The following is a 24,535-nucleotide window of genomic DNA, read 5'->3' on the forward strand; positions in this document are numbered from 1 at the left end:
AATGCAGCAGCAACAGGGAAACCGTTTTTTCTTTAATGTAGATTGGATTACTGTTTTAATCTATATCGCCTTATGCGCGATTGGTTTCATCAATATTTATGCTTCCGTTCCACCAGAACAAACGGCTGTGTTTGGCTTTAGCACGCTTTACGGTAAACAGCTCATTTATATCATTACTGGTTTAATTTTAGGCTTATCGATTTTATTATTTGACGGGAGGCTTTTCAATGTCTTCTCACCCTTTATTTATGGCGGTACACTGCTGTTGTTAATGGCCGTACTGCTAATTGGCAACAAAGTGGCCGGAAACCAGGCATGGATTGCAATAGGCTCTTTTAAACTTCAGCCTGCCGAATTTGCCAAGTTTGGCACAGCATTGCTTTTAGCTAGATACGTTGGGGCATTTAACCCCAAATTCCGCGATGTTAAATCAATCATGATTGCTGGATTGATCGTGGCTGCACCCTTGTTACTGATTATGCTTCAGCCCGATACAGGTTCGGCATTGGTATTTCTTGCCTTTATGTTCCCCTTGTACCGCGAAGGTTTATCAGGTTACTTTCTATTGATATTTCTGGGAATGATTGTGCTCTTTATTGCCGATTTCTTAGTACCAACCTATATCTTAATCATCATCTTAACCACAATTGCTGGCCTCTTCATTTACAACAACAGAAGAAAGCAAAAAATTATCTTCTCAACGGTTTTGGTAACCGTTTTTGCAATTGGCTATCTGTTTCTGATAAAAATTGCGTACGAAAAAGTTTTAGCCCCCCACCAACGTAGCCGTATTGAATTAATGTTAGGTCTTAAAACCGATAATAAAGGTGCGGGTTATAATGTAATTCAATCGCAGATTGCCATAGGCTCAGGGCAGGCAACTGGCCGTGGTTTTTTACAGGGCACACAAACCAAATATGGCTACGTACCCGAACAGAGCACCGATTTCATCTTCTCTACCATTGGTGAGGAATGGGGATTTATGGGCTGTTCTGTAGTAATAGGTCTGTATATGTTTCTGCTACTCCGATTGGTTAATTTAGCAGAAAGGCAACGATCTACATTCTCCAGGGTGTATGGCTATAGCGTAGCCTGTATCCTCTTTTTTCACGTTTTTATTAATATCGGAATGACGATCGGAATTATCCCGGTAATTGGAATTCCCCTACCCTTAATTAGTTATGGTGGTTCGTCGTTATGGAGTTTTACAATTTTACTATTTATCTTTTTAAAGCTCGATTCTAACCGGATGGGATTTATTTAGGCTAAGTGGGGAGTCGGAAGTCGATATTTAGCCTAAAATGCCCTTTTTAAGCTACGTCATTTCGAGCGGATTGCAACGCAGTCGAGAAATCTATATTAACAGATTTCTCTCCCGAACATTCGGGACTACACTTCAGTCGAAATGACGACCCCACAATAAATACTGACCTGTAGCAAAGCGGAAAGCTACGCAGTAAAACAAGTTCAGTATGACAACAGCGCGGTGTAACGCCAAGCTCAAGTCACCTTACGCTTTCTGCTCTACTTACTAAACCTTCGGTTCAATAATTCGTAAAACTGATCAACCGTAGCCTGTTTATTGGCCCAGTTATTCTTTGCAGCATAATTATTCTGAAGGTAGCTATCTGCGGCTTCGAAACTGCTCATCTTATTGATAATGTCAATTACTTCCGAATAGGCCAGGTTATACCCATTAAAAAGATCTTTGATAAAAAGTAACTTTTCATTTAAACTGATCGCCTGTTTTAAATCTGTAATCGGTGCTTTAACAGGCTCATCACTTTTGCCATTTGTTTTGGCAAGCAGATCGTTTAAACTTGGTGCAGGTTTAGCGGCTTCGGGCTGTGGAGCTGGTTTTACCGGAACAGCTTCAGGTGTAAACAAAGGACGTTCCTGCTCAACCGGTGGCGAAATAATGGGATCATCCAGTTTCACATCCTTCAGTGCCTCAATAGGCTGAGTAACAGGTGCAGGTATAGGTTCATCCACTTTAACTGCTACAACAAGCGCTTCTTTCTCTATTATTTCTGGCTCTTCTTCATGGGGGATTAAAAAAGGTTCAGGACCAATTTCATCTTCTTCAGTTGGTAAAGCCTCTTCCTCAACAGCTAAAGCATCTTCCTTTTCGTGAATTATCTTTTTACGCGCTAAAATTTCAGCTTCTTCTTTGCTTAAAGGGCGATCGAAAATTTCTTCAACAGATTTTGCTTCATAATCGAACTGATCGTTTTCATCGTGTGTACCCAGCACAAATTCAAAAGTATGATCGTCCTGGTCGGGTTTAAAAAAATCTTTATTTAAAAGTGCTTCGGCTTTTTCTTCTTCAATACTTTCATCATCCAACACTTCCTGTTTGGGCTTTACATCCACTCGTTCTTCCTCTTCCTGAGCTGTAGCTACTTCTTCCAGTTCCTGTGGATCGAAACACTCATCGTCTTCTACATAACTTTTTTCAACTTCGGGCAGTATAATGGTATTTTGTTCAGCCAATAAAGCATGATTTCCAGGTTCAGCGGGTTTATCTTCTAATATGGTATTTAACTTTTTGACGATATTAACATGATCGGAAAGAAAATGGGCATTGGCCAGAAAAAGCTCCAGTTCCAAATCGTTTAATTGCTGAGGGTTTTGAGCTAAAAACTGATATTGCTCATTTAATTCTGTTAAAATGCTGCCGATCTTTCTGAAAATATCCTGTTGGTTCATCATAAAATTAAAACGAATTTTTAGTCGATTTATGTTGGTAACTATGTGTTCAAAAATAACACATAATTCTCATATTTGTTCGGTTTAAAAATTATAGAACGGACATAGGGGAATAAAAAAACAGGCATGTTATTTAGCGAACAAAATTTTAGAAGAAGGGGCGAATTTTCGGGAAGTATAGAAGTGGTATGTGGCTCTATGTTTTCTGGTAAAACGGAAGAATTGATCCGCAGGTTAAAAAGAGCTCAGATTGCTAAACTGAATGTCGAAATTTTCAAACCCCGTACTGATACCCGCTATCATGAAACTGCTGTGGTCTCGCACGATTTAAACTCCATAAACTCTACTCCTGTTGATAGCGCTTCAGCTATTTTACTCTTGGGCACCAATACACAGGTGGTTGGCATAGATGAAGCCCAGTTTTTTGATGATGAACTTCCTGATGTTTGCAATAAACTCGCCCTTAAAGGTATACGCGTTATTGTTGCCGGCCTGGATATGGATTTTACGGGCAAACCCTTTGGCCCGATGCCCGCTTTAATGGCCATTGCCGAACATGTTACCAAAGTAAATGCCGTTTGTGTTTGTTGTGGAAACCCAGCCCTGTACAGTTACCGTACAGTTGCTGATGAAGCTACCGTTTTATTGGGCGAAAAGGAAAGTTATGAGCCACGATGCAGGGCTTGCTATAATCTCGGCAAGGGATAACACCATTCTTAATTAATCTGTACCTTTAAGTTGCACTTAAATATTGATATGGATAAACAATTTAAAATCGACGCTTTTAGAACCGGCTTAGCAAAATTCGTAACTTTTGAAGAAAGCGAATGGGAAATCTTAACTCGGTACCTGAGTTTTTCTACCCTAAAGAAAAAGGAACATTTTGTAGCTGAAGGAAAAGTATGCGATTATATTGCCTTTATTATCCAGGGTGCTGTAAGGCATTATCATGTTAAAGACGGACAGGAAATTACAGGTTATTTTTGTTTTGAAAACGAGCTGGTAAGTGCCTACAAAAGCTTTGTAAAAAGAGTACCGAGTACAAACTTTATTCAGACCTTGGAGGAGACCCAACTTGTTCTTATTGCTTACGCCGATCTTCAAAAAATGTTAAACCACCCCGTGCTGGCGCTGAAAATGGAACGGTTTGGCCGTCTGGTTGCTGAATATTACATCTGCTGTTTTGAAGACCGTCTTAATGCTTTTGTTACGCAAAACCCCGAAGAACGTTATACTGCGCTTGAAAAAACTGCAAAAGATATTTTTCAGCGTGTTCCCCAACACTATATCGCCAATTTTTTAGGTATTACACCTGTTTCACTCTCGCGTATCCGTAAACGCACACTCATTTTAAAGGATTAAATTAATCCTTATCTTTTGTTAACGTTTTTATGGTTCAATGCCGCATAACTTTGAACTAATCAAAAACGAAGATATGCACACTATACTTGGCGCCGGCGGACCAACAGCAAACGCACTGACCAGAGAATTAACCAATACTAACCAAACCATTAGATTGGTTAGCCGAAAACCAATTTCTACAAGCAACCCGAATACAAGTTGGGTTAAGGCCGATTTATTAAATGAAGCTGAACTTTTCGCAGCAGCCGAAGGTTCGAAAGTAATATACCTGTGCGCCGGTTTGGTTTACGATGCCAAAGTATGGCAAGAACAATGGCCGATTATTATTCAGAATGTAATTAACTTAACTAAACGTACGGGCGCAAGGCTAATATTTTTTGATAATGTTTATATGTATGGCCTGGTAAACGGCCCAATGACAGAAGATACGCCTTACCATCCCTGTAGTTTAAAAGGAGAAGTAAGGGCAAAGGTAGCCCAACAATTAATGAACGAATCGAAAGCGAGTAAAATAAATGTAACCATTGCCCGTGCTGCAGATTTTTACGGAGCAGAATCGATGAACAGCTTTTTTGATATGATGGTACTCGATAAGTTTGCCAAGAAAAATAAAGCTCAGTGGATAGGAAACCCAAATACACTACACAGTTTTACTTACATTGAAGATGCGGGGAAAGCTTTATTTCTGTTAGGCCAAACACCCGGTTCCGGCAACCAGATATGGCACCTGCCAACCGCAGCTCCTTTAAAAGGGAAAGCTTTTATAGAAATGGCTGCAAAGATTTATGAAACCAAACCTCAATACTCGACCATTAATAAACTGATGTTACGCTTAGTGGGTTTATTTAAAAAGGTAGTTGCCGGTACTGTAGAAATGTACTACCAGTACGATCATGATTATCATTTCGATTCTAGCAAATTTGAAAAGGCGTTCAATTTCAAACCTACGCCTTATTATGATGGGATTTTAAAACTATCGGAAACCATGTATAAAAAGCAGAATTGACATCAATCAGGGTAAATTATAAAGCTAACTATTTATCTTTAGCGCCAATGATTCAAGATAATACAACGAATAGAAACAGTACTAAAACTATATCAATTTTAGGTTGCGGTTGGTTCGGGCTGGCTTTAGCCAAAAAACTGATCGGGTTAAATCACATTGTTAAGGGTTCTACCACAAGCCAGGAAAAATTAGCCATACTTAAGGCTGAAAATATACAGCCGTTTTTAGTCAATTTTACGACTGAAGCGGTTGTGGCCGATCCAGCTTTTTTTGAGGCCGATACCTTGTTTATCTGTATTCCACCAAAACGCAATTCGACTGAACTCCTTGATTATCCCCAAAAGATAAATTCAATTTTGGCTGCAGCGAAAGATAAATCGAAACATGTGGTATTGATCAGTTCGACGAGTGTTTATGCTGATGAAAATAAAACAGTAAATGAAAGCAGCCATACATATCCTGATACGGATTCAGGAAAGATCGTTTTAGCTGCAGAAATGCTATTTAAGAAACTATTTCCCGAAAACTGCACAGTAATCCGCTTTGCGGGCTTAATTGGCCCTGACCGTAACCCCGGGAGATTCTTTGCCGGAAAAAGTAATGTACCGAATGGTTTGGCTCCTGTAAACTTGATTCACCAAACAGATGCTGTAGGGATTGCAATTAAACTTTTAGAAAAACAGGCATTTGGTAGAACATATAATGCCTGCTCGCCAAACCATCCTGCAAAAATGGAATTTTATATCAACGCGGCTAAAAGTACGGGGCTTGCAGCACCTGATTTTATTGCAGAAAAGAAAGATTGGAAAATCGTAGAGAGTGTTAATGTACCTGAGTTTTTGGGTTATAAGTTTGAGGAGGGGATTTAGATATAAGTTCATACGTCATTTCGACTGAAGCTTGCCGATTTTTCATCGGCAGCGGAATGGAGAAATCTTTGAGAGTAAACAACCTAAAAGATTTCTCCACTACGGTCGAAATGACGATACTTCTAATTGACGAACTTACATTAACTCAACAAGCCCAATAACTCTTTCTTCGTTAAGTTCTTAAACAAACTTCCATCCGTCTGGATCAGATCCTTAACCAGATCTTTTTTTGTGACCTGAAGCTTCATAATTTTCTCCTCGATAGTATCGGGGCAGATTAAACGCACAGCCATTACATTTTTATGTTGACCAATCCGATATGCCCGATCTATGGCCTGGTTTTCTACCGCAGGATTCCACCATGGGTCGACTAAGTAAACGTAATCGGCTTCGGTAAGGTTCAATCCGGTACCGCCAGCCTTTAAACTGATCAGGAAGACCGGAATATCGGCATTTTGTTGAAAAGAGCTAACCACTTCGGCTCTTTTACGGGTTTGCCCCGTAAGGTATTCATATTTAATGCCACGGTTTTCCAATTGTTTTTTAATCAGATCGAGCATGGTTACAAACTGAGAAAAAACAAGGATTTTATGCTTTCCAGCCTTGCGCTCAATCTGCTCCATCAGCACATCAATTTTTGATGAAGCCTGTAAATACGATTTTCCATCAGCCAATAATGCGGCCGAATTGCATATCTGTCGTAAAGTGGTAATGCTTTTCAGTACGTGCATCGAACTTTTAGGCAATTCATCTTCCTGTTTACCCAAAATAAAATCCTGAATTTCTTTTTTGTTCGCTTCGTACACTTCGCGCTGCTCTGCTCCCATTTCGCAATACAGTACAATTTCCGTTTTATCGGGAAGTTCTTTGGCCACCTGTTCTTTTGTTCTGCGTAGAATAAACGGTCTTATTTTTTGCTGAAGTTCCTCTGCCCTTCTGCTATCCTTAAACTGATCGATGGGGGTTGAATATAAATCGGCAAACTGCTGTTTACTGCCAAACAAACCCGGACAAGCGAACGACAGCTGTCCATATAAATCAAAGGTATTGTTCTCTATCGGTGTTCCCGTCATGGTTACCTTATTCCTCGATTGCAGCATCCGAACCGCTTTATAACGTTGCGAATCAGGATTTTTTATCAACTGCGATTCATCTAAAAAGATATAGTTAAAGCGATAATCCTTTAAGAAACGGATATCAGAAAGCAGCGTTCCATAAGAGGTTAAAATGATTTCGTAATCGTCGAAAGTATCAGTCGTTTTGGTCCGTTCGCCAGCATAAATGGTTTTTACCTTTATAGAGGGTGCAAATTTCCCTACTTCGGCTTTCCAGTTAAATATTAACGAGGCCGGAACCACCACCAGATTTGTATTGTGTTTTACTTTTTCGCGCTGTGATAAAATGAAAGCCAAAACCTGAATGGTTTTACCCAATCCCATATCATCGGCCAAACAAGAACCAAAGTTAAAATCATCCAAAAAGTTAAGCCAGTTTAAACCGTCTTTCTGGTAATGGCGCAGCGTTGCTGTTAAACCTTTTGGCACTTCAACTTCCTGAATCGAATCAGTCCCTTCGAATTTCTGTTTATAAAGTTTCAATTCGTTCTTTACATCGCCATCTAACAAAGCATCTTCATAAAGCTCGTTTATAGAAGCAAACTTAATTTTTGGTGTAAGAATGGCATCTTCGGTTACTTCACCTGCACTAAAATAAGCAGCAAATTTTTCGATCCACTCATACGGTAGTATGCCCTGGGTTCCATCATCAAGGGTTACAAACTTACTTTTGTTCCTGATCGATTTATGCAGATGCTTCAGCGCAACCTGTTGTTTGCCAAACTTTACTTTTACTTTAGTTTCAAACCAATCTGTCCCACTTAAAACCTCGATATTAATTTTAGCCTGAAATTCGCTTAGTTTATTGTTCTTGAGTTGGTTGAAACCTAAAATATGAATGCCTTTGTTCCGCCATACCTCAAAAGCTTCGAGAAACCAGGCTTCTTCCAGGAACCGTTTGCGGTGCAGGTAAAAAGAATCGTTGGTTTCCTGATCGTAGAAATAAGGATGCTGTTTCAATACGTTTCCGATAAATTGCAGCTCGGTACTTTCGTCGCGGTGTAAAGTAAAAAGGTTACCCAGTTTATCCTGCGCCTGAATCTGCTTTTTAGACAGCACAGGTATTTCTAAATTCCCATAGCGCATTACCGGTGTAAGGAGAATATAATCTTCAGATTCAGAGAGATAAATCAGTTGCTCGTTTTCGAGATCGAAACCTTTTTCTTCGATCTGGCTTTTGGTGGCAGGTTTTAAATAAGAATAATCAACATGGATACTTCCTTCTAAAGGCACCAAAATAACTTTTTGAAACTCAGGATATTTAGTTTTATGCAGGATTAACCTGTTGCTCTGCTTTTTGAAAAACCCGATTACGCGTAAAAAATCCAACCTTCCAACTAAATAAAGTTGATTGTTAAGTTTAACAAAATACTGGTGTACCAATACTAGGTTATCCAACTCGTATGATTTGCCTTCGATGATCAGCCGGCCTGTAATTTCGTAATAATCATCGCGTTGATTTACAGAAAGACGTAGGTCTACTTCCAATAAATGTACATCAACCGCTGTAATGGTCGACGCTTGAATAGCGACAGACTGTTTACTATCCCGCAGGTAAAAAGGAATCTGTTTAGGATTTTTAACGATCGCTTTTAAGGCTTCAATCTCCGCCTCGCTTTGATCGCTATTGTAGTTCTGCTGAAAAGTGGTAATACCGCTATAAAACTTTACCTGGTCGTTGTCATCTGTTTTAAACAGTAAATCAGCTGGATTGATTCCTTTTATCGGATTTTTAACCTTGCCGCTTTTAGTGGTTTCAGCCTCGAATAATTCTACCGTTAAATTGTTGTAATAGCGGTGTTGCCCAAAAACCAGGATCATTTTACCCTGATCGTTTTTAGCTTGTACTTTTACTTTGGTTTTATTCGCCGGCAGTAAAAGTTCCTGTAAATTTTGCTGGGCTTCTTTATTGAATGGCTGGAGGGCATCCATTTTTGGGCGGATATCTACCTGGCCGTTTTCGTAGCGGAGATTAAACAGAAGATCGAGGTTTTCTTCTTTTTCTAAACCATAGTCAATTGCTATTTTTAAAAGTTTTTGCTTACGAAGGTTAGCATCGAAGAAAATAAGCAGATCCTGGCGCTGAAGAATATTGTACAAAACCCTTGCCTGATGCTCACATAACTTATGCTTCGGCGTGGTACAACGACAAGAAAGTTTTACGGAGTTTGAGTGCTGCTGCACCTGAACAATCGGGAAGGGCAATCCAGAGGCCTCATCGCTAAATGCTGCAAAATCGATTTCAATCTGCTCTGGAAAAAGTTGGTAAAAGCCCTTAACATCCGTATGGATCAATCCGCTTAAATGTTTGAGGATAATAATCTGGCTCAGATTTTTCAGGTTAAAGTCCTTTAAGATATAATCGTAAGGATTTTGTTCTGATACTGGATGCGCGGTTACCTGTTCACTCATTTAAACTAAAATAGCTAAGTGATAAAAGTAATCATTAATAAGTTTTAGCTAAAACTCCTTTTTCGATTTTTATGCACAATTAATCAAGAGAATCGTCATTTCGAGGAAAAATTTATTCCATAAAAAACAATATAAATGACAGTGGGATTTTTAGCGAATTAATTAGGCTGCGAGGAGTCGTCATTGCGAGAAGGCTTTTTCAGCCGACGAAGCAATCTTACAACGATCGCTACTAGCGTGCGCATTAAGATTGCTTCGTGCCTCGCAATGACGACCCTTTTTATTTAAATCTGTATATGTTAGCGAGGTTCAACGCAATCGAGAATCCGAATGCTCTGCACGGCAAAATCTGTCTAAACAGCTCCCTCCCGAAAGTAGGCTTCAGTCGAGATGACGAACTAACAGCGTACTACAGCGATTTACGCAGGTTCAAATAAAAAGGCACGGCTATCTTCTCAGTTTTTCCGTTGAGAATAAATTCAGCAGCCTGGGCGCCCAATTCGCTAAAATCAGTCGAGATGGTGGTAATCCCATCCAAAATAATTCTTTTTAAAGGCGTTTCGTTATAAGAAATTACACCAACATCTTTCCCGATTTTAAGCTTTTGGGCAATTAAACGTTCAATGAGTGTTACCAGGTCATCTTCCATGAGGTTAATGTACACCTCACCTGGATTAATTTCTTCGTCTTTGATGTTGTGGATTACTTTATGATCGAAAGCATACTGCTGGCAGAACCGGTAAAAGCCTGTTAGAATTTCGTGCGGGAAATAACTGTTTTTTGGGAAGATAATTTTTAAGGTTCGGTAATGAGAAAGCCGGTCTAAAGCCTGCTCTAAAGCTGCGTAGATATCCTGCGCAAAGTTTTCATAGGCCGCAGCATAATCGCCTGTTACGCCTGGCAATAATTTATCAAGGATAACCAATTTTTCTTTGGGTATGGTGTTGATAATTTCATGTGCATTTTCGCCCCCTTCTAAAAAATGCGGAATAATTACAAAATGTGAATAATCATCACGTTTGGTGACGATCATTTTTTTAAACAGCGCGAAATCGTTGTTATAGATATAAAAATCAATCGCAGCACGCTCACCCAAAGTTTTGGTAAACGAATCGTAAATGATTTTTTTATGTGTACTGAGTTTATTAAAAAGCAGACAAACCTTTAGTTTACGCGAGAAATCGGTATTGATAATGAAATAGCCCTTTCCTGGCACAGAATCTACCACACCAAGTTTCCGGAGGTTGCGATAGCCTTTTTCGGCGGTATCCCTCGACATTTCCAGACTGAAACTCAATTCATTAATAGACGGCAATAAACTATTTTTCAGAAGTTTACCACTTTCAATTGCGGCCAAAATTGCATTGGTTAACTGCTTGTATTTTGGTGTCGACGAATACTCATCTACGTTAATGTAGGGGATTAAATCTTCTGGTTTCAAAATGGTTATATTGATATAGGAAATTCTAATATAAGGAAATTCCTAAAAATCTAGTGTACGTTGTATAGCAGAATAGTATTTTAACTGAATCATATCCGTTGGTGCAGGGTTTTCGTTCCAGGCATCATTTATAGCTAACGCTGTACCGATTGCCGTAGCCTGCGAAACAGAAGAGGCATAAACCTCAATATCTGGAATAGAAGTAGCCAGCAGGTGCATGTAAATCGCATTTTTACCGAAACCACCATCTACAAAAATTCTTTTCACACCTGCATTTAAAATCAGTTTTAACGAGTAAATCTGCTGTTTGATCAGATCAAAAATCAATTGATGATAGGCTTCTTCTGCCGTTTGAAAGAGGTTCAGATCACGCTCCGGGAAAGCGGAACTTGCCGAAAAGCCCTGTTGTTCCTGTTGGTTTTCAGGGATTTTATTGGCCAGTTTCAAAATCATTGAAGGGTTAAACTTCAAATGTTTAAAAAGATAGGCCGCACGATCGAAATGTTCTGCTATCCGCTTAAGCTGTACCTCGTGCTCATAACCTGCAAAAATACGCGAAGCCTTTACCGCTTTCCCTTTAAAGTGCATGTAACACAGGCAATCCTGTTTAAGTTCCTCGGCAGTTAGCGGTTCCTGGTTAAAAGGGTTTAAACTGATACACCAGGTTCCTGTTGAAATGAGTACAAACGGTGTATTAAAATTGGCCAGATAGGGAATCAGCGCGGCAGAACTATCGTGCAAACCTACACCAACCTTTACGCTGCTCCCTTCGAAGTCAGTTTTCAGGCTGGAATCTGCCGGGGTAAATGCACCAAATTTCTCGTCGATTTTTTCAGTAGTAACCCAGTTATGGTATTCATTTTTATTGAAATCCCAAAGCTGGGTGTGGCAGCCTATACTGGTAATATCGGCCACGGCCTTACCCGTAATTAAATAACTTAAATATTGAGGCAGGTGTAAAGCCCACTTCACTTTTTTAAATATTTCGGGTTTTTCGTTTTTCAGGCGATACAATTGCATCCCTGAATTTAAGCTACCCAAAATCGGTGAGGCCGTTTCTAGCGAAATCTTCTCCTCACCTCCATATTTTGCATAAAAAGCTTTTTTAAGCTCCTCCGGGTATTCTTTTAAATAGTTATAAAGCGGTGTCAGGGGATCGCCGTTTTCATCGAGATAAACAAAACTGGCACCATAAGTAGAAAAGTTTATGGCCTTAACATCGAACTCTTTTAACTGCAAAACCTGATGCAGGGAATCGTAAACTGAGGAACGCAGGCTTTCGAGATTTTCGCATGGTTCGCCATCTTCATCAACTGTTTCCACAAAACGTGCAGACCGTTCGTAAACAATACTGTAGTTTTCGTCGATCAGAAACAGTTTTTTGTTCGTTTTTCCAACATCAAATATGGCAATAACAGGTTTAGGCATTTTCTATTTCTCTATTTACAAACCTGTGGCAACAGTATTTCCGCGGTGATTAACTAACTTATTTCTAACTTCTAAACCGCGGTATAAAGCGATTGGCGATAAGGCTGCCCCAGCTCTTAATCTGGCTTCGGCTACTAAAGCCCTTAAATCGCTACGGAAAGTATGCTGCAAAATTTCCTGTGCTTTTGCTACATCGTTGTTGTTCTGCGCTTCGTTCAATGCTTTTCTATCAACCAATAAGGCTTGTGCGTAGGCAATCATAATGGCTTCCACTGATTGCAATAAATCTTCAAGAGGATCTTTTACATTATGAGAAGCATCGATCATCCAGCCTAAATCTTTTGTATGGTTCATGCCCTTTGCATCCATACCTTCTACCAGTTCGTTAAAAATCAAGAACAATTGGTAAGGTTTAATACTTCCGGCAGTTAAATCATCATCTCCATATTTAGAATCGTTAAAGTGGAAACCACCCAATTTTCCTTCCATTAATAATAAAGCAACAATCTGCTCGATGTTTGCATTAGGCAAATGATGACCTAAATCGACCAAAGTATAGGCTTTTTTACCCAATTTGCTGGCATATAATAACGACTGTCCCCAGTCTCCAACCGTAGTTGAATAAAAGTTAGGTTCGAAGGCTTTGTACTCCACAAACATTTTCCAATCTTCTGGCAGTGCTGAATAGATCTCCTGAAGGCTTTCTAAAGTATTTTCAAAGGCTTTACGGAAATTAAGCTGCCCAGGGAAGCAAGAACCATCGGCAAGCCAAACGGTTAATGCATCAGATCCTAGCGCGATACCATGCTTAATTACTTCTATATTATGCTCAATCGCTTGTTTGCGGATGTCTTTATTTACATTCTGTAACGAACCAAATTTATAGCTATGTGCAGCACCTTTCTGATCTTGAAAGGTATTCGAGTTCATGGCATCGAATTTTAAACCATAGCCAGATGCCAAAGTTTTTAACGCTTCTGCATTTTGAGGGATATCCCAAGGGATGTGAAGCGAAATTGCTCCACTTGCACCGTTAAGGGCATGTAGCAGACCAACATCTTCAATTTTTTCTTCAATGGTACGTGGTTCACCACCAGTAATGGCAAAACGGCCAAAACGTGTTCCACCTGTACCTAAAGCCCAGCTTGGAATGGCAATCTGAAAATCAACAAGTTTCTGGATTACGCTTTCTACATCAACGTGCGCCCAGTCTTCTTTTAAAAAAGAAAGTTTGCGCTGATGCGAGGTTAAAAGGGAGTCGTTATGTTTTTCTATCTGGTTCTGCTCGATATTCATGAGAATATTTGGTTTTTGTTAGGTTAATCATTATGGCGATACAATCGCCATTCTTGCTCATCATCGTTAAAACGAAGATGATGATATTATTTACTAAATTTAAAAGTCATTTCGGTCTATGCCAGGCACAGACCGATTAAACAACTTACTAAAACTGAATTTAAAATCTATCGCAGTGGTCTGTGTACCCACAGACCACTGATCAAATTATTCGTTTCGTTCCGTGAAGACACAGGCCGAGGAATTATTGTTATTTCCCTTTGTATTACCTCACAAATGCCATAGCTACTCCACCGTCAACATTTAAAACATTTCCGGTTGATTTATGCAGCAAGCCACCCACAAAGGCAAAACAAGCATTGGCAATATCATCTGGTAATATAATCTGATTTAACAGCGTACGTTTTGCATAATAGGCCGGTAGCTCTGCAACGGTAATGCCGTAAGCTTTTGCACGGCCTTCGGCCCAACCGCCAGCCCAGATGTTGCTATCGCTGATTACAGCATCAGGGTTAACCACGTTTACACGGATATTATCGGCACCCAGTTCGGCAGCGTTTAACCTGCTCAAATGTAACTGGGCAGCTTTTGCACTGCCATAACCAGCATTATTTGGTCCGCTTACCAAGGCATTCTTACTTACAATATTAATGATATCGCCACCAATATTTTGCTTTTGCATCGTATTTGTTGCAGCCTGGGTGATAAAAAACTGACCTTTTACCAAAACATCATATAATAAGTCCCAATCCTTCTCGGTATGATCGGCAATGGTTTTAGAAATCGATAATCCTGCATTGTTTACAATAATATCTACTCCACCAAAAGCCAGAGCAGCCGAATCGAAAGCTTGTTTAATATCTGCTTCGCTGGTCACATCTAAAATTGCCGTACTGTAAGAATCTTTACCATACAGGCTCGCAAATTCTTTACCTGCTTCTTCCAAACGCTCGGCATTCATATCATTTAAAATCACCACACCACCTTCTGCAACAAACTTTTTAGCAATCGCTTTACCTATACCACCTGCACTACCGGTAATCAAAGCAATCTTGCCAGTTAAAGGTTTTGGCTTAGGCATACGCTGTAACTTCGCTTCTTCCAACAACCAATATTCGATATTAAAAGCTTCCTGGTGTGGCAATGAAGTATATTCTGAAACAGCCTCAGCGCCTTTCATTACGTTAATGGCATTAATATAGAATTCTGCAGCAACCCTTGCTGTTTGTTTATCTTTAGAGAAGGTAAACATTCCGATACCTGGATATAAAATAACAACCGGATTGGTATCGCGAATGGCAGGACTGTTTGGATGTTTACAGGCTTCGTAATAAGCCGTGTACATGGCCCTATATGCTTCGAAAGCAGGCTCCAATGTTTCCTTTAGCGCTTTAACATCCGACAAATCGGCATCGCTTGCTAAAGTTAAAACCAGCGGACTGATTTTGGTTCTTAAAAAGTGATCAGGACAGCTTGTACCCATTGGAGCAAGACGATCAAGATCGTTAGAATTGATGAATTCTAAAACGCGGCTATCATCGGTAAAATGACCGATCATGTGCTGTTTAGAAGAACACAAGCCGCGCAAAACAGGTGCTAAAGCAGCCGCTTGTTGTTTACGCATATCTGCTGCTGCACTTTCAATCTTTTGTCCTCCAAAAACAGGACCTTTTTTACCATAGTTCTGGTTGAGGTAATCAGAACAGATTTCGATAACTTCTAAGGTATTTAGGTAACTTTCGTAAGCCGTATTACCCCAGGTAAACAAACCATGTGAACCCAACATAATACCACGGATACCTGGGTTTTCATCTAAACATTGTTTTAACTGCAGGCCCAGTTCGAAACCAGGTTTTTTCCATTCTACCCAGCCTATCGTTCCGCCAAATAATTCTTCGGTAATTTTTTTACCGTCTTTGGCTGCTGCGATTGCAATGGCCGCATCGGGATGCAAGTGATCGATATGTGCAAACGGTAGAAAACCATGCAAAGGGGTATCGATTGATGGTGCTTTAGAGCTTAAATCGAAAATGCAGTGGTTAAACAGTTCAACCATTTCATCTTCGTGTTCTACACCACGGTAAATATTTTTCAAGCTACGTAAACGATCTACGTACAACGCAGCCAAACCGCTTTTCTTTAAAGTACCTAAATCGCCGCCCGATCCTTTTACCCACATTACCTCGGTTTCTAAACCGGTAAGCGGATCTTTTTCCAATACTTTACACGAGGTATTTCCACCTCCATAATTGGTTAAGCGTAAATCTGCACCCAATAAATTAGAGCGATAAATTAAAAGGGCAACTTCATCTCCAGCCAGTTTTGCGGCTTCCTCTTCATCCCACAGATAGCTTACGTGCTTATAACTTTTCGTATCGATTGACATTCTTATATTCTATTTAAATTTTTATTTATTAACCTTTAATTGAATTACCATAACCCACAATGAGTACCGAAATGATGATGGTTAAAATACCCGCCAAAACAGTAATCAAAGTTTTTCTCGACACACCTTTCCACTCTTTTAATACCAGCCCCCATACGTTGGCGATGAGAATGATAAAGGCCATGTGCAGAATCCACGAACTGGCACCGTTGCCCATTTTGCTTTCGCCCATACCGTAGAAAAAGAATTGCAAAAACCAGGTGGTACCTGCCAATGCCGAAAAAATATAGTTTCTTAATAGTGGCGTTTTTGCATTGGTATAATCGCCAAATGTTTTATTCCTTGCATTTAACACCATACACCAAATAAAATTGGTGGTTAAACCTCCCCAAAGTACAATTACATAAGTAACGTTATTCTGGAATAAGAAATTACCTGTTTCAGCAGGATTTGCTGCTTTCCAGATCGCATTGGCAGCATCGGCCATTGGTTTTCCGGCTTCGATACCAAAATTGAAACAGGCACTTAAAACCCCTGAAACAATCCCCACAAATAAGCCAAGACCGAATTTATATTCTGTTTTTACCTCCATGCCATGCGGATCAGTAATACCAGATTTCATTTCCTTTTCTTTCATCATACCTGCTTTACCGCAGATGATAATACCCACAACGCAGACTAAAAGCCCCAACAATACCATACGGCCCCAATCGGTATGTAGAAACAAGGTAAAAGTATCTTTACCCACCTGAGGAAAAAAATCGAAATAGATGGATGGCAGGATTGAACCCAAAACCATACAAAGTCCTAAAATGATACTACTCCCTAACGATACCCCCAGATAACGAACGCCTAAACCGTAAGTTAAGCCGCCTATGCCCCAGAGCACGCCAAAAAAATAGGTTAACCATAAAATACTACCGTTGGTACTGGTGATAATTGCCGTAAAATTCGGGATGGTTAAAAAAGCAGCGAGTGGCGGAACGATTAACCAGGAGAAGATTCCCCCAACAATCCAGTAACTTTCCCAGGCCCAGCCTTTAACTTTTTTGTACGGAATATAAAAACTTCCGGAGGCGAAACCACCGAAGAAATGAAAAATTACACCTAAAATTGCTTGCATGCGCTATTAATATATTTGGTTGCTCTAAAATAGAATATAAGGTAATTTTAACTGTTATGCACTGTTATGGATGTGAAATAAATTGGTGGATGGATTAGTCGGGAGACCGATAACGGAGGTCGGAAGTTATAGTCTGGAAAACAGATAGCAGCCCTTTCTAGTGGAGTCAAATGTTACCAGCGTTGTCAACTTTAATGGCAAATGAGCTAGAAAGTTAACAACGCTTTTGAAGGAGTTAATCTAGTAAAGCCACGGAGATGCGGATTAGCGCGAAAAAAGTCGTCATCTCGAGCGGAGAGCAACGTAGTCGAGAGATCTATCAAGACAGATCTCTCCATCTCACTGCCTTCCAGTCGAAATGACTATTTTATAAGGAAATTCTCTTCACAATATCTTCAATCACGTCAACCGATCTGAGGATTTTATAATGCCCCACACCTTCAAAAGATCTTGAACTGATTGCAGGATATTTATCCAGAAATTCTTTAAGGAATGGATATGGCGAAATATGATCGGCTGGGTCGAATGCCAGAAAATGATTTAAATCCGGACTTAGCTGATACAGTGCTGTCAGGTTAAAGTGACTTACAGGAACGGGGAATTCTTTGGCAAAGTTACTGAAGAAGGTATCCTGATCCTTTATGCCGATATTTACCGAATCGAGACTTTGTTCGAAGTTTTCTTTCAGTCTGATTAGTGGTGCGATGCTAATAAGCAGATTGGGAGTTAAACTGAGCTCCTGCAAAGCAATTACATTAGCCATGCCGCCAAGCGAATGCCCAATAAGGACATCAGGCTGCGCATAGTTTAGTGCAATAGATTTTACCGAACCGGCATATAACATCAGGTTGGAAAATTCAGAGATTGAGCTTCCGTTGCCAGGTGCATCAAAAGCAATAATTTCCAGATCATCTATTTTCTGGAGTTCAATAATCAGCTCATAAAAATCTAAAGCCTTCGAAGCCCAGCCATGCGTAAGCAACACTTTACGTTTCCCATTTCCCCAGCTAAAGCAGTTAATGGTTATCTCGGCATTGGTAAAATAGGCATCAAAAACCTCGAGGCTAAACTGTTTCGAGGTAGCAATAAGCTGTCCCTGATGCAGGCGCAAAGGCATTTTGGGTGAGTAGAAAATAAACTCACGCATTAAAGCTGCATCAGGTGCCGCCTGTGTTAATTTTAGCTCGTTTACGATTTGTTTTAGCCTTTTCAATTCGAGCTTATTTATGAGTTAAACCAAATGTGATTTTAAATCAGCTGGCGAATAGTTGATTGATTTTAAAGTCTTGTCGTCAGATTTCCTGAATACCAGAAACAGTCCGTCGATTTCTTTGTAATAAGATTCGGTCCGGTCTTTATCTAAGTAAAACTGAATGGTTTGTTCTGCTTCTTCTACGGTTTTGCAGGCTTTGCTCATATTAGAACGATGAACTTCATCAAATAAAGTCTTAAATTTTCCTCCTAAGCCGAACTCATGGATCGCACCGGCCAAAACATACTGCAGATCGCAAAGGGCATCAGCAACTTCTACCAGATCATCATTTTCTACTGCTTCCTGTAGTTCTTTCAACTCTTCGGCTAAAAGCGAAATACGCAAATTGGCTCTCTGTTTTGAAGGAATAACCGGACTTTCTAAAATTGGATGTTTAAAGGTAGTATGAAATTCTGCAACCTGGTTTAGCGAATTCGTTTCTTGCATGGTGATGTTTGATTTAAATCTTTATGCAACAAACTTAAAAAAAAGGCAAGAAATAATGGGGAAAATTTATGAACACTGTAAGGTTAATCGGTTAACTTTTTAAATTGGTTAATTGATTGTTGAATTGCTTTACTGCTAAATTGTTAAAAACTAATTAGTGGTTAATCGATCGATTTATCTAGCTAGTTTTTTACCACGGAAATACCGATTTGCACTGAATTTACTTCTTATCTTGAGTTTTAGTCTTTACTTTCTACCATAAAGACTAACAACATGAAGTTTGAATTTGCAGTATCATCCTTAATGGCCTTAATTTCTTAATGATCCCGAAAACCAAAGTATTAAAGAGTTTACCATTAAGAACATTAAGTTTTTTAAGTACAGGTCAAAAAAGATCCGTCATTCTGAAATTATTTCAGAATCTATCTGACTATTTTTTTTGCCACGGAAGCACAGATTTACACGGAATTCTTTTTGCTTTAAGCTTTTACCTTTCCACCACGAAAGGATTAAGCACATTAAGATAGAAGTTAACCGGAGATCAATCCCAACAAGTAAACATTCACCAATCAAACCTTCAACAATTAACCAAGTCTACGCAATTAACCACCTTTCTTCCCCTCCCTCACCACTTTAAAAAACTCCTCCTTATAGGTTTCGCCGATGGGAATAGCCTGATCGTTGATGTAAACGGTATTCCCGTCAATCATCTTTATTTTTTCGATAGAGATAATGTACGATTTATGGATGCGGTAAAAAGGCGGTTGGGGCAGTTCGGTTTCCAGCTCACGCAGTGCCTGGTAAGTCACAATCCTTTGGGTGGCGGTATAAACAGAAACATAGTTTTTCAACCCTTCTATGTAGAGAATATCTTCGTAATTAACCTTAATAAACTTGTTCTTGGTATCACCCTTGATGAAAATAAAATCGTTCCCCTGTACTACCTGCTGAATAACTACATCTTGTTGTATAGGTGCCACAGGCATTAAAATCTGTTGCGCTTTAGTAGCTGCTTTATAAAAACGCTCGTATGAGATCGGTTTAAGCAAATAATCTACCACATCAAGATCAAAGCCTTCTAAAGCATATTCTGGATAGGCTGTGGTTAGGATTACCTTACATTTGCCCCCGCAGATTTTCAAAAACTGGATCCCGGTTAGCTCCGGCATCTGTATATCTAAAAAAACAAGATCAACTTTACCTTCCTGAACCAGGTTAAGTGCTTCAAAAGCATTGGTAGTGGTTCCAGCCAATTCTAAAAATGGAGTTTTACTGATAAAAGCAGCAATAATATCTGAGGCGTAAGATTCATCATCAACAGCAAGGCAACGGATCATGATTGAGGTTTAGCGGTTAGGGGTTGGCGATTAGCGTGAATTAACATTAGAATAGTTTTCAATGATACAAATTATCCTTTACAGATTTAAGATCAAAGTACTTTTATACGTATTGCCATTATTCGAAATCAACAATTCATGTTTTTCTGGATAAATCAGATCCAACCTTCGGTGGATATTCACCATACCTACACCACTCGAATGATCTTTCTGTGAATGACTGATCTTATTGCTTACCTCGAAACTTAAACGTTTGTTCTGCACTTTAAGTTTAATGCGTACAGGCTGTGTTTCATCATTTACTACGCCATGTTTAAAAGCATTTTCAACAAAAGGGATCAGGATCAGCGAAGCTATTTTTTGATCGGTAATACCATCGGTTGTAAAGTCGACATAAAATTTGGGTTCAAAACGCATCTTAAATAGTGCTACATAACTTTCTAAATATTCTACCTCCTTATCTAAACTCACTTTTCCATCAGGACTATCGTTTAGGGTATAGCGCATTAAATCTGATAAACGCAAAACAGCATTGGCCAGTTGATCGGAAACGGGAATAGCCAGTGAGTAAACATAATTTAAAGTATTGTACAGAAAGTGTGGATTGATCTGCGATTTCAGAAATGAAAGCTCGGCCTTAACTACTTCTTCTTTAAGTTTTCTGTTGACCTGCTCTGACTTGAAACTCTGCTCGATACCATAAACAGCAGCTGGCAATACAATATAGGCAAGGCTCCAGTAAATATTATCAGAAATGTAATGCCATGCGGTTGTACCTTCTGCATAATTATGAAAACCAAACAATTTTAAATACAATACTTCTTCTATCAGATACCTTAGACCTATAAATATGGCAATAGTAAATATAATGCCAGTGATTAGCTGAAGCGTTTTATTCTTCTTTAAGAATTTCGGATAAACCCATAGGTAACAGATGTAGAACTCTATCAATTGGATAAAATTCATCGATATACTGAAAGCCGATTGCCTTAAAGTAACTCCTTCTATAATTGCCCCTCCATAAAAATAGCCTAATACGAGTACCCAGCAAAGAATATGGATAGAAACGATTTTTATTGTTTTCATGGCCTAAAACTATACAAAGCTTTTTTAACTGCCTATTTTCTTATTCCAAACCTTCAAAAAATTATCCCAACCTGTACATTTTAAGGATCAACACCTTTTATTGTCCGAACAAGCATTGGGATAATATTTCAAGGGGTTGGGATTATATAATTTTTAGGCTCATGCAACCTCTTCATCTTTGAATCGTCAATAATAACACAAACAAGATGATGAACCTCTTATTTAAATCTGCGCTTTTCGCTTTGCTAATTTTTAGCTTTAAATCTGCCTATACCCAAAACATTAGGGTATCGGGAACCATTACCGACAAAAGTAATAAAGCACTCGATTATGCTTCAGTAGCATTAATCCACTTACCCGATTCGGCTTCGGTTGCCTTACAGGTCACCAACCAACAGGGCTTATACGAATTCAGCAATGTTAAATCTGGCCGGTATTTTATTAAAGCCCTAATGATGGGTTACGGTAAAAACCAATCTGTACCATTTGAGGTAAAAGATATGGCTGTTAAAGTTCCATCAATTATACTGGCAGACCACGCTCAAAACCTGAAAGATGTAAACATCGTATCGAAAATGCCTGTAATTGATCAAAAAGCCGACCGGGTGATCGTAAACGTAGAACAGATGAATACCGCAGGTGATAATGCGCTGGAAGTGATCAGCCGGTCGCCAGGTGTAAAACTAGATAAAGACGATAACATCGTGCTGAAAGGAAAAAAAGGAATCAACGTGATGATTGATGGCAAAATGAGCTATATGTCGGGTGTGGAATTAACCACTTACCTCAAATCGCTGCCCGGATCTGTATTAAGCAAAATCGAACTGATTTCTACCCCCCCATCCTCTTTCGATGCTGCTGGCACAGCAGGGATCATCAATATTAAACTGAAAAGAAATAAAATGCAGGGCTTTAATGGGAACATGAATCTGGGTGGTGGTTATGGCCGTTATGAAAAAGTTTATGCTGGTACCAACCTGAATTACAATATCGGTAAGGTGAGCACCTATGTACGTTTAAACGCCGGACATTATAACTCATACAATAGGTTAACTTTAAACAGAACCATTGGCAACGAACAATATAACCAGCTTAATTTCTGGCACCCGGTAACCAACAGCCTAAATTACTCTACCGGTGCTGATTATTTTATTAATGAGAAACATACTTTAGGCTTAATGGTAAAAGGCTTTACTGCGCCTGAAGAAACCAAGGTGAACAGCAATTCGGTAAATTATAATGCAGCCGGCATAAAAATGGGTGGAACATCGATGTTTAATCCGCAAAGTAATACCGAAAAAAACCACGCGCTCAATTTAAACTACCGTTTCAAAACAGATACATTGGGTGGTGAACTGGGTTTTGATGCCGATTATGTTCAATACGACAACAGCAAGAACGAAACATTTACCAATAACTACCTCGATGCCAGTGATCAGCTGATCGGCAATCCAATCGATTTACGGAACAAAGGTATGGGCAGTGTTTCGATCTATTCCATCAAGGCCGATTATAGCTTAAATTTCTCTAAAACATTAAAAATGGAAACTGGCTGGAAAAGCAGCTGGGTAAAATCGCAGAGCGATGTACGTTTCGATTCGCTAAAAACCGCTGGCTGGATTAACGATCCGCGCCGGACCAATGCCTTTTTATACAATGAAAACATCAATGCAGGTTATCTTTCTTTAGATCAGAGCTTCAAAAACATACAAATCAAAGCGGGTTTACGTGCAGAGCAGACTTTGGGCAATGGCAGTTCATCGGGAACCAATACACTGATCGACAGGAAATACTGGAAACTTTTCCCAACAGTATTTATCTCCTTAAAACTGGATTCGAACAACCTCGTAACGGCCGCCTACCGAAAAAGCATCAACAGGCCATCATACAGCAGTTTAAATCCCTTTACCTTTTATACCGATCCCTATACTGCCATACAGGGAAACCCATTATTACAGCCGTCTTATGCCAATAGTTTTGAATTTAATTACTCGATTAAAAATTTCAGGGTACTAACATTGAGTTATTCGGTAAGTAACGGCGCGATGTGGGAAGTGATCTATCAGAACAATAATACAAAAGAAAGTATCTCCAGGCCAGAAAACCTGAACCGTACAACAAATTTTTATATGGCCACCGGAAGTCCTTTTGATGTAACCAAATGGTGGAACAACAGTACCGAAGTTTCTGTTGGTTATAACCGCACTACATCGGCAGTACAGGGAAACGGCTATAATGCCTTCTCGTGGAACTGGTCTGTTATGTCGGACAATACCATCACTTTACCCAAAAACTACAGCTTAACGATGTATGGCTATTACGATTCTCCTTCTATTTCGGGTTTATTCCGCAGTTTAGGGAATTATCAGCTCAATGTTGGCGCTAAAAAGTCATTCTGGAACAAAAATGCAACACTGGCCTTAAAAGTGAACGATATCTTTAATACCAGTAAATTCAGAGCCAATCTGGAGTACAATAACATTAAAACTTATTGGCAGAACGAATGGGAAAGCCGTAGGATAAACTTAAGTTTCACTTACAAATTTGGGAACATGAAAATCAAAACTGCCCGCAGCAGACAAACCGGAACAAGCGATGAGGAAAACAGAGTCGGCAAAAATTAAGGCTTGATCAAGATAAATTATTTAAATCGGTTAACTGGTTAATTGAGCTGTAATTTCTCAATTTCAACAGTTAACCGGTTAATCAGTTTCAACGATTAACCACCTACAATACCAGTAGCATCCAAACATTACAAGCAAAGTGGCCAGAATTACCCAATGGGGCAGCAAGTTTTTTAAAACCTGCCTTTTCGTACATTCCAATAGCAGTGGTAAGCGTAGGGAATGATTCTAAATAAACTTCATTATAACCAAAGTGCTGCGCCGATTCTATACTTTTCTCCATAAGCATTTTACCAACACCTTTTCCGCGAGAAGATGCCGAGGTGTACAGCTTAACGAGCTCAACACAACCTTCTGGCAAGCCTTCAGTTGGATAAATACCACAGCCACCAACAATAATCCCATCTTCTTCAGCTAACCAATATGCCGATTGCGGGTGTTCGAAAACTGTAGATAACTCATCAGTTGTAGGATCCGTATAAACAGTACCCGGCTTGTCTATTTTAAATTCCCTTAAAATAGTCCTGATCATTTCAGCTGTTGCAGTATTATCCTGTGCAGTTATCCTGCGGATGGTAATGGCCATGTCTTTTGTTTTTTGTAAAGTTAATGGTTTAGGTTAATTGTTTAAATTGACAGGTT

18 protein-coding genes are annotated in these 24,535 nt (G+C 39.4%); 6 read left to right on the forward strand and 12 right to left on the reverse strand.

Translation table 11 applies throughout. The features are described from left to right. Position 1 precedes the first annotated feature (1 nt). Positions 2-1,264: a rod shape-determining protein RodA gene (rodA, locus tag AC1RJ8_RS16140; RefSeq protein WP_492954529.1), complete on the forward strand. Its 1,263-nt coding sequence runs from the start codon at positions 2-4 to the stop codon at positions 1,262-1,264. Between the two features lie 260 nt (positions 1,265-1,524). Here rodA and AC1RJ8_RS16145 read toward each other — a convergent pair whose 3' ends face one another. Next, a complete protein-coding gene (locus tag AC1RJ8_RS16145; protein ID WP_492954528.1) occupies positions 1,525-2,712 on the reverse strand; it encodes a DUF8457 domain-containing protein in 1,188 nt (395 codons plus the stop codon). A 123-nt stretch (positions 2,713-2,835) separates the two neighbouring features. Between AC1RJ8_RS16145 and AC1RJ8_RS16150 the strand changes: the two genes are divergently transcribed. The 4 genes from AC1RJ8_RS16150 (at position 2,836) to AC1RJ8_RS16165 (ending at position 5,946) form a co-directional block, all read left to right on the forward strand. Then, positions 2,836-3,417 (forward strand): thymidine kinase, encoded by a 582-nt coding sequence (locus AC1RJ8_RS16150; RefSeq protein ID WP_051691820.1) that lies wholly within the window; start codon positions 2,836-2,838, stop codon positions 3,415-3,417. Between the two features lie 48 nt (positions 3,418-3,465). After that, the gene (locus tag AC1RJ8_RS16155) at positions 3,466-4,071 is read left to right on the forward strand and encodes a Crp/Fnr family transcriptional regulator (protein ID WP_492954527.1); all 606 of its coding nucleotides are present in this window, start codon (positions 3,466-3,468) and stop codon (positions 4,069-4,071) included. A 73-nt stretch (positions 4,072-4,144) separates the two neighbouring features. Then, positions 4,145-5,077 carry an NAD-dependent epimerase/dehydratase family protein gene (locus AC1RJ8_RS16160; protein ID WP_492954526.1) on the forward strand — a complete coding sequence of 311 codons (933 nt, stop codon included), beginning with the start codon at positions 4,145-4,147 and terminating at the stop codon, positions 5,075-5,077. A 47-nt stretch (positions 5,078-5,124) separates the two neighbouring features. After that, on the forward strand, positions 5,125-5,946 hold the full coding sequence (locus AC1RJ8_RS16165) for an SDR family oxidoreductase (protein WP_492954525.1): 822 nt from the start codon (positions 5,125-5,127) through the stop codon (positions 5,944-5,946). A gap of 140 nt (positions 5,947-6,086) precedes the next feature. Here the strand turns inward: AC1RJ8_RS16165 and AC1RJ8_RS16170 are convergent, their stop codons facing one another. From AC1RJ8_RS16170 to AC1RJ8_RS16215, 10 genes are all read right to left on the reverse strand, one after another. After that, complete coding sequence (locus tag AC1RJ8_RS16170; protein WP_492954524.1) at positions 6,087-9,473, reverse strand: DEAD/DEAH box helicase; 3,387 nt, start codon at positions 9,471-9,473, stop codon at positions 6,087-6,089. 409 nt (positions 9,474-9,882) lie between these two features. Next, complete coding sequence (locus AC1RJ8_RS16175; RefSeq protein WP_057932524.1) at positions 9,883-10,914, reverse strand: GntR family transcriptional regulator; 1,032 nt, start codon at positions 10,912-10,914, stop codon at positions 9,883-9,885. Positions 10,915-10,956: 42 nt separating this feature from the next. Then, the gene (locus AC1RJ8_RS16180; RefSeq protein ID WP_492954523.1) at positions 10,957-12,342 is read right to left on the reverse strand and encodes an FGGY-family carbohydrate kinase; all 1,386 of its coding nucleotides are present in this window, start codon (positions 12,340-12,342) and stop codon (positions 10,957-10,959) included. 15 nt (positions 12,343-12,357) lie between these two features. Then, positions 12,358-13,638 (reverse strand): sugar isomerase, encoded by a 1,281-nt coding sequence (locus AC1RJ8_RS16185; protein ID WP_492954522.1) that lies wholly within the window; start codon positions 13,636-13,638, stop codon positions 12,358-12,360. 265 nt (positions 13,639-13,903) lie between these two features. After that, complete coding sequence (locus AC1RJ8_RS16190) at positions 13,904-16,024, reverse strand: bifunctional aldolase/short-chain dehydrogenase (RefSeq protein WP_492954521.1); 2,121 nt, start codon at positions 16,022-16,024, stop codon at positions 13,904-13,906. Positions 16,025-16,052: 28 nt separating this feature from the next. After that, entirely contained in the window at positions 16,053-17,147 is a 1,095-nt protein-coding gene (rhaT, locus tag AC1RJ8_RS16195) for an L-rhamnose/proton symporter RhaT (protein WP_492954520.1), read from the reverse strand. 367 nt (positions 17,148-17,514) lie between these two features. Next, positions 17,515-18,360 carry an alpha/beta fold hydrolase gene (locus AC1RJ8_RS16200; protein WP_492954519.1) on the reverse strand — a complete coding sequence of 282 codons (846 nt, stop codon included), beginning with the start codon at positions 18,358-18,360 and terminating at the stop codon, positions 17,515-17,517. 18 nt (positions 18,361-18,378) lie between these two features. Next, positions 18,379-18,846, reverse strand: coding sequence for a pyrophosphohydrolase domain-containing protein (locus tag AC1RJ8_RS16205; RefSeq protein ID WP_492954518.1), 468 nt, complete (start codon positions 18,844-18,846; stop codon positions 18,379-18,381). A gap of 602 nt (positions 18,847-19,448) precedes the next feature. After that, positions 19,449-20,183, reverse strand: coding sequence for a LytR/AlgR family response regulator transcription factor (locus AC1RJ8_RS16210; protein ID WP_492954517.1), 735 nt, complete (start codon positions 20,181-20,183; stop codon positions 19,449-19,451). Positions 20,184-20,261: 78 nt separating this feature from the next. Continuing rightward, positions 20,262-21,269 (reverse strand): sensor histidine kinase, encoded by a 1,008-nt coding sequence (locus tag AC1RJ8_RS16215; protein ID WP_492954516.1) that lies wholly within the window; start codon positions 21,267-21,269, stop codon positions 20,262-20,264. 206 nt (positions 21,270-21,475) lie between these two features. Here AC1RJ8_RS16215 and AC1RJ8_RS16220 point away from each other — a divergent pair, with 206 nt between their 5' ends. After that, positions 21,476-23,893, forward strand: a complete 2,418-nt coding sequence (locus AC1RJ8_RS16220) for an outer membrane beta-barrel family protein (protein ID WP_492954515.1) — start codon at positions 21,476-21,478, stop codon at positions 23,891-23,893. Between the two features lie 103 nt (positions 23,894-23,996). Here AC1RJ8_RS16220 and AC1RJ8_RS16225 read toward each other — a convergent pair whose 3' ends face one another. Continuing rightward, positions 23,997-24,479 (reverse strand): GNAT family N-acetyltransferase, encoded by a 483-nt coding sequence (locus tag AC1RJ8_RS16225; RefSeq protein ID WP_492954514.1) that lies wholly within the window; start codon positions 24,477-24,479, stop codon positions 23,997-23,999. Positions 24,480-24,535: the final 56 nt, after the last annotated feature.

It is taken from the genome of Pedobacter sp. GW822-FHT03F06 (assembly GCF_058801365.1).

Bases quoted from the DNA above. Each gene is read 5' to 3' on its own strand.
- AC1RJ8_RS16210 (WP_492954517.1), bottom strand. From the start codon at position 20,183: ATGATCCGTTGCCTTGCTGTTGATGATGAATCTTACGCCTCAGATATT.
- AC1RJ8_RS16170 (WP_492954524.1), bottom strand. From the start codon at position 9,473: ATGAGTGAACAGGTAACCGCGCATCCAGTATCAGAACAAAATCCTTAC.
- AC1RJ8_RS16180 (WP_492954523.1), bottom strand. From the start codon at position 12,342: ATGCCTAAACCTGTTATTGCCATATTTGATGTTGGAAAAACGAACAAA.
- AC1RJ8_RS16185 (WP_492954522.1), bottom strand. From the start codon at position 13,638: ATGAATATCGAGCAGAACCAGATAGAAAAACATAACGACTCCCTTTTA.
- AC1RJ8_RS16190 (WP_492954521.1), bottom strand. From the start codon at position 16,024: ATGTCAATCGATACGAAAAGTTATAAGCACGTAAGCTATCTGTGGGAT.
- AC1RJ8_RS16145 (WP_492954528.1), bottom strand. From the start codon at position 2,712: ATGATGAACCAACAGGATATTTTCAGAAAGATCGGCAGCATTTTAACA.
- AC1RJ8_RS16225 (WP_492954514.1), bottom strand. From the start codon at position 24,479: ATGGCCATTACCATCCGCAGGATAACTGCACAGGATAATACTGCAACA.
- AC1RJ8_RS16160 (WP_492954526.1), top strand. From the start codon at position 4,145: ATGCACACTATACTTGGCGCCGGCGGACCAACAGCAAACGCACTGACC.
- rodA (WP_492954529.1), top strand. From the start codon at position 2: ATGCAGCAGCAACAGGGAAACCGTTTTTTCTTTAATGTAGATTGGATT.
- AC1RJ8_RS16220 (WP_492954515.1), top strand. From the start codon at position 21,476: ATGATGAACCTCTTATTTAAATCTGCGCTTTTCGCTTTGCTAATTTTT.
- AC1RJ8_RS16155 (WP_492954527.1), top strand. From the start codon at position 3,466: ATGGATAAACAATTTAAAATCGACGCTTTTAGAACCGGCTTAGCAAAA.
- AC1RJ8_RS16150 (WP_051691820.1), top strand. From the start codon at position 2,836: ATGTTATTTAGCGAACAAAATTTTAGAAGAAGGGGCGAATTTTCGGGA.
- AC1RJ8_RS16215 (WP_492954516.1), bottom strand. From the start codon at position 21,269: ATGAAAACAATAAAAATCGTTTCTATCCATATTCTTTGCTGGGTACTC.
- AC1RJ8_RS16205 (WP_492954518.1), bottom strand. From the start codon at position 18,846: ATGCAAGAAACGAATTCGCTAAACCAGGTTGCAGAATTTCATACTACC.
- rhaT (WP_492954520.1), bottom strand. From the start codon at position 17,147: ATGCAAGCAATTTTAGGTGTAATTTTTCATTTCTTCGGTGGTTTCGCC.
- AC1RJ8_RS16165 (WP_492954525.1), top strand. From the start codon at position 5,125: ATGATTCAAGATAATACAACGAATAGAAACAGTACTAAAACTATATCA.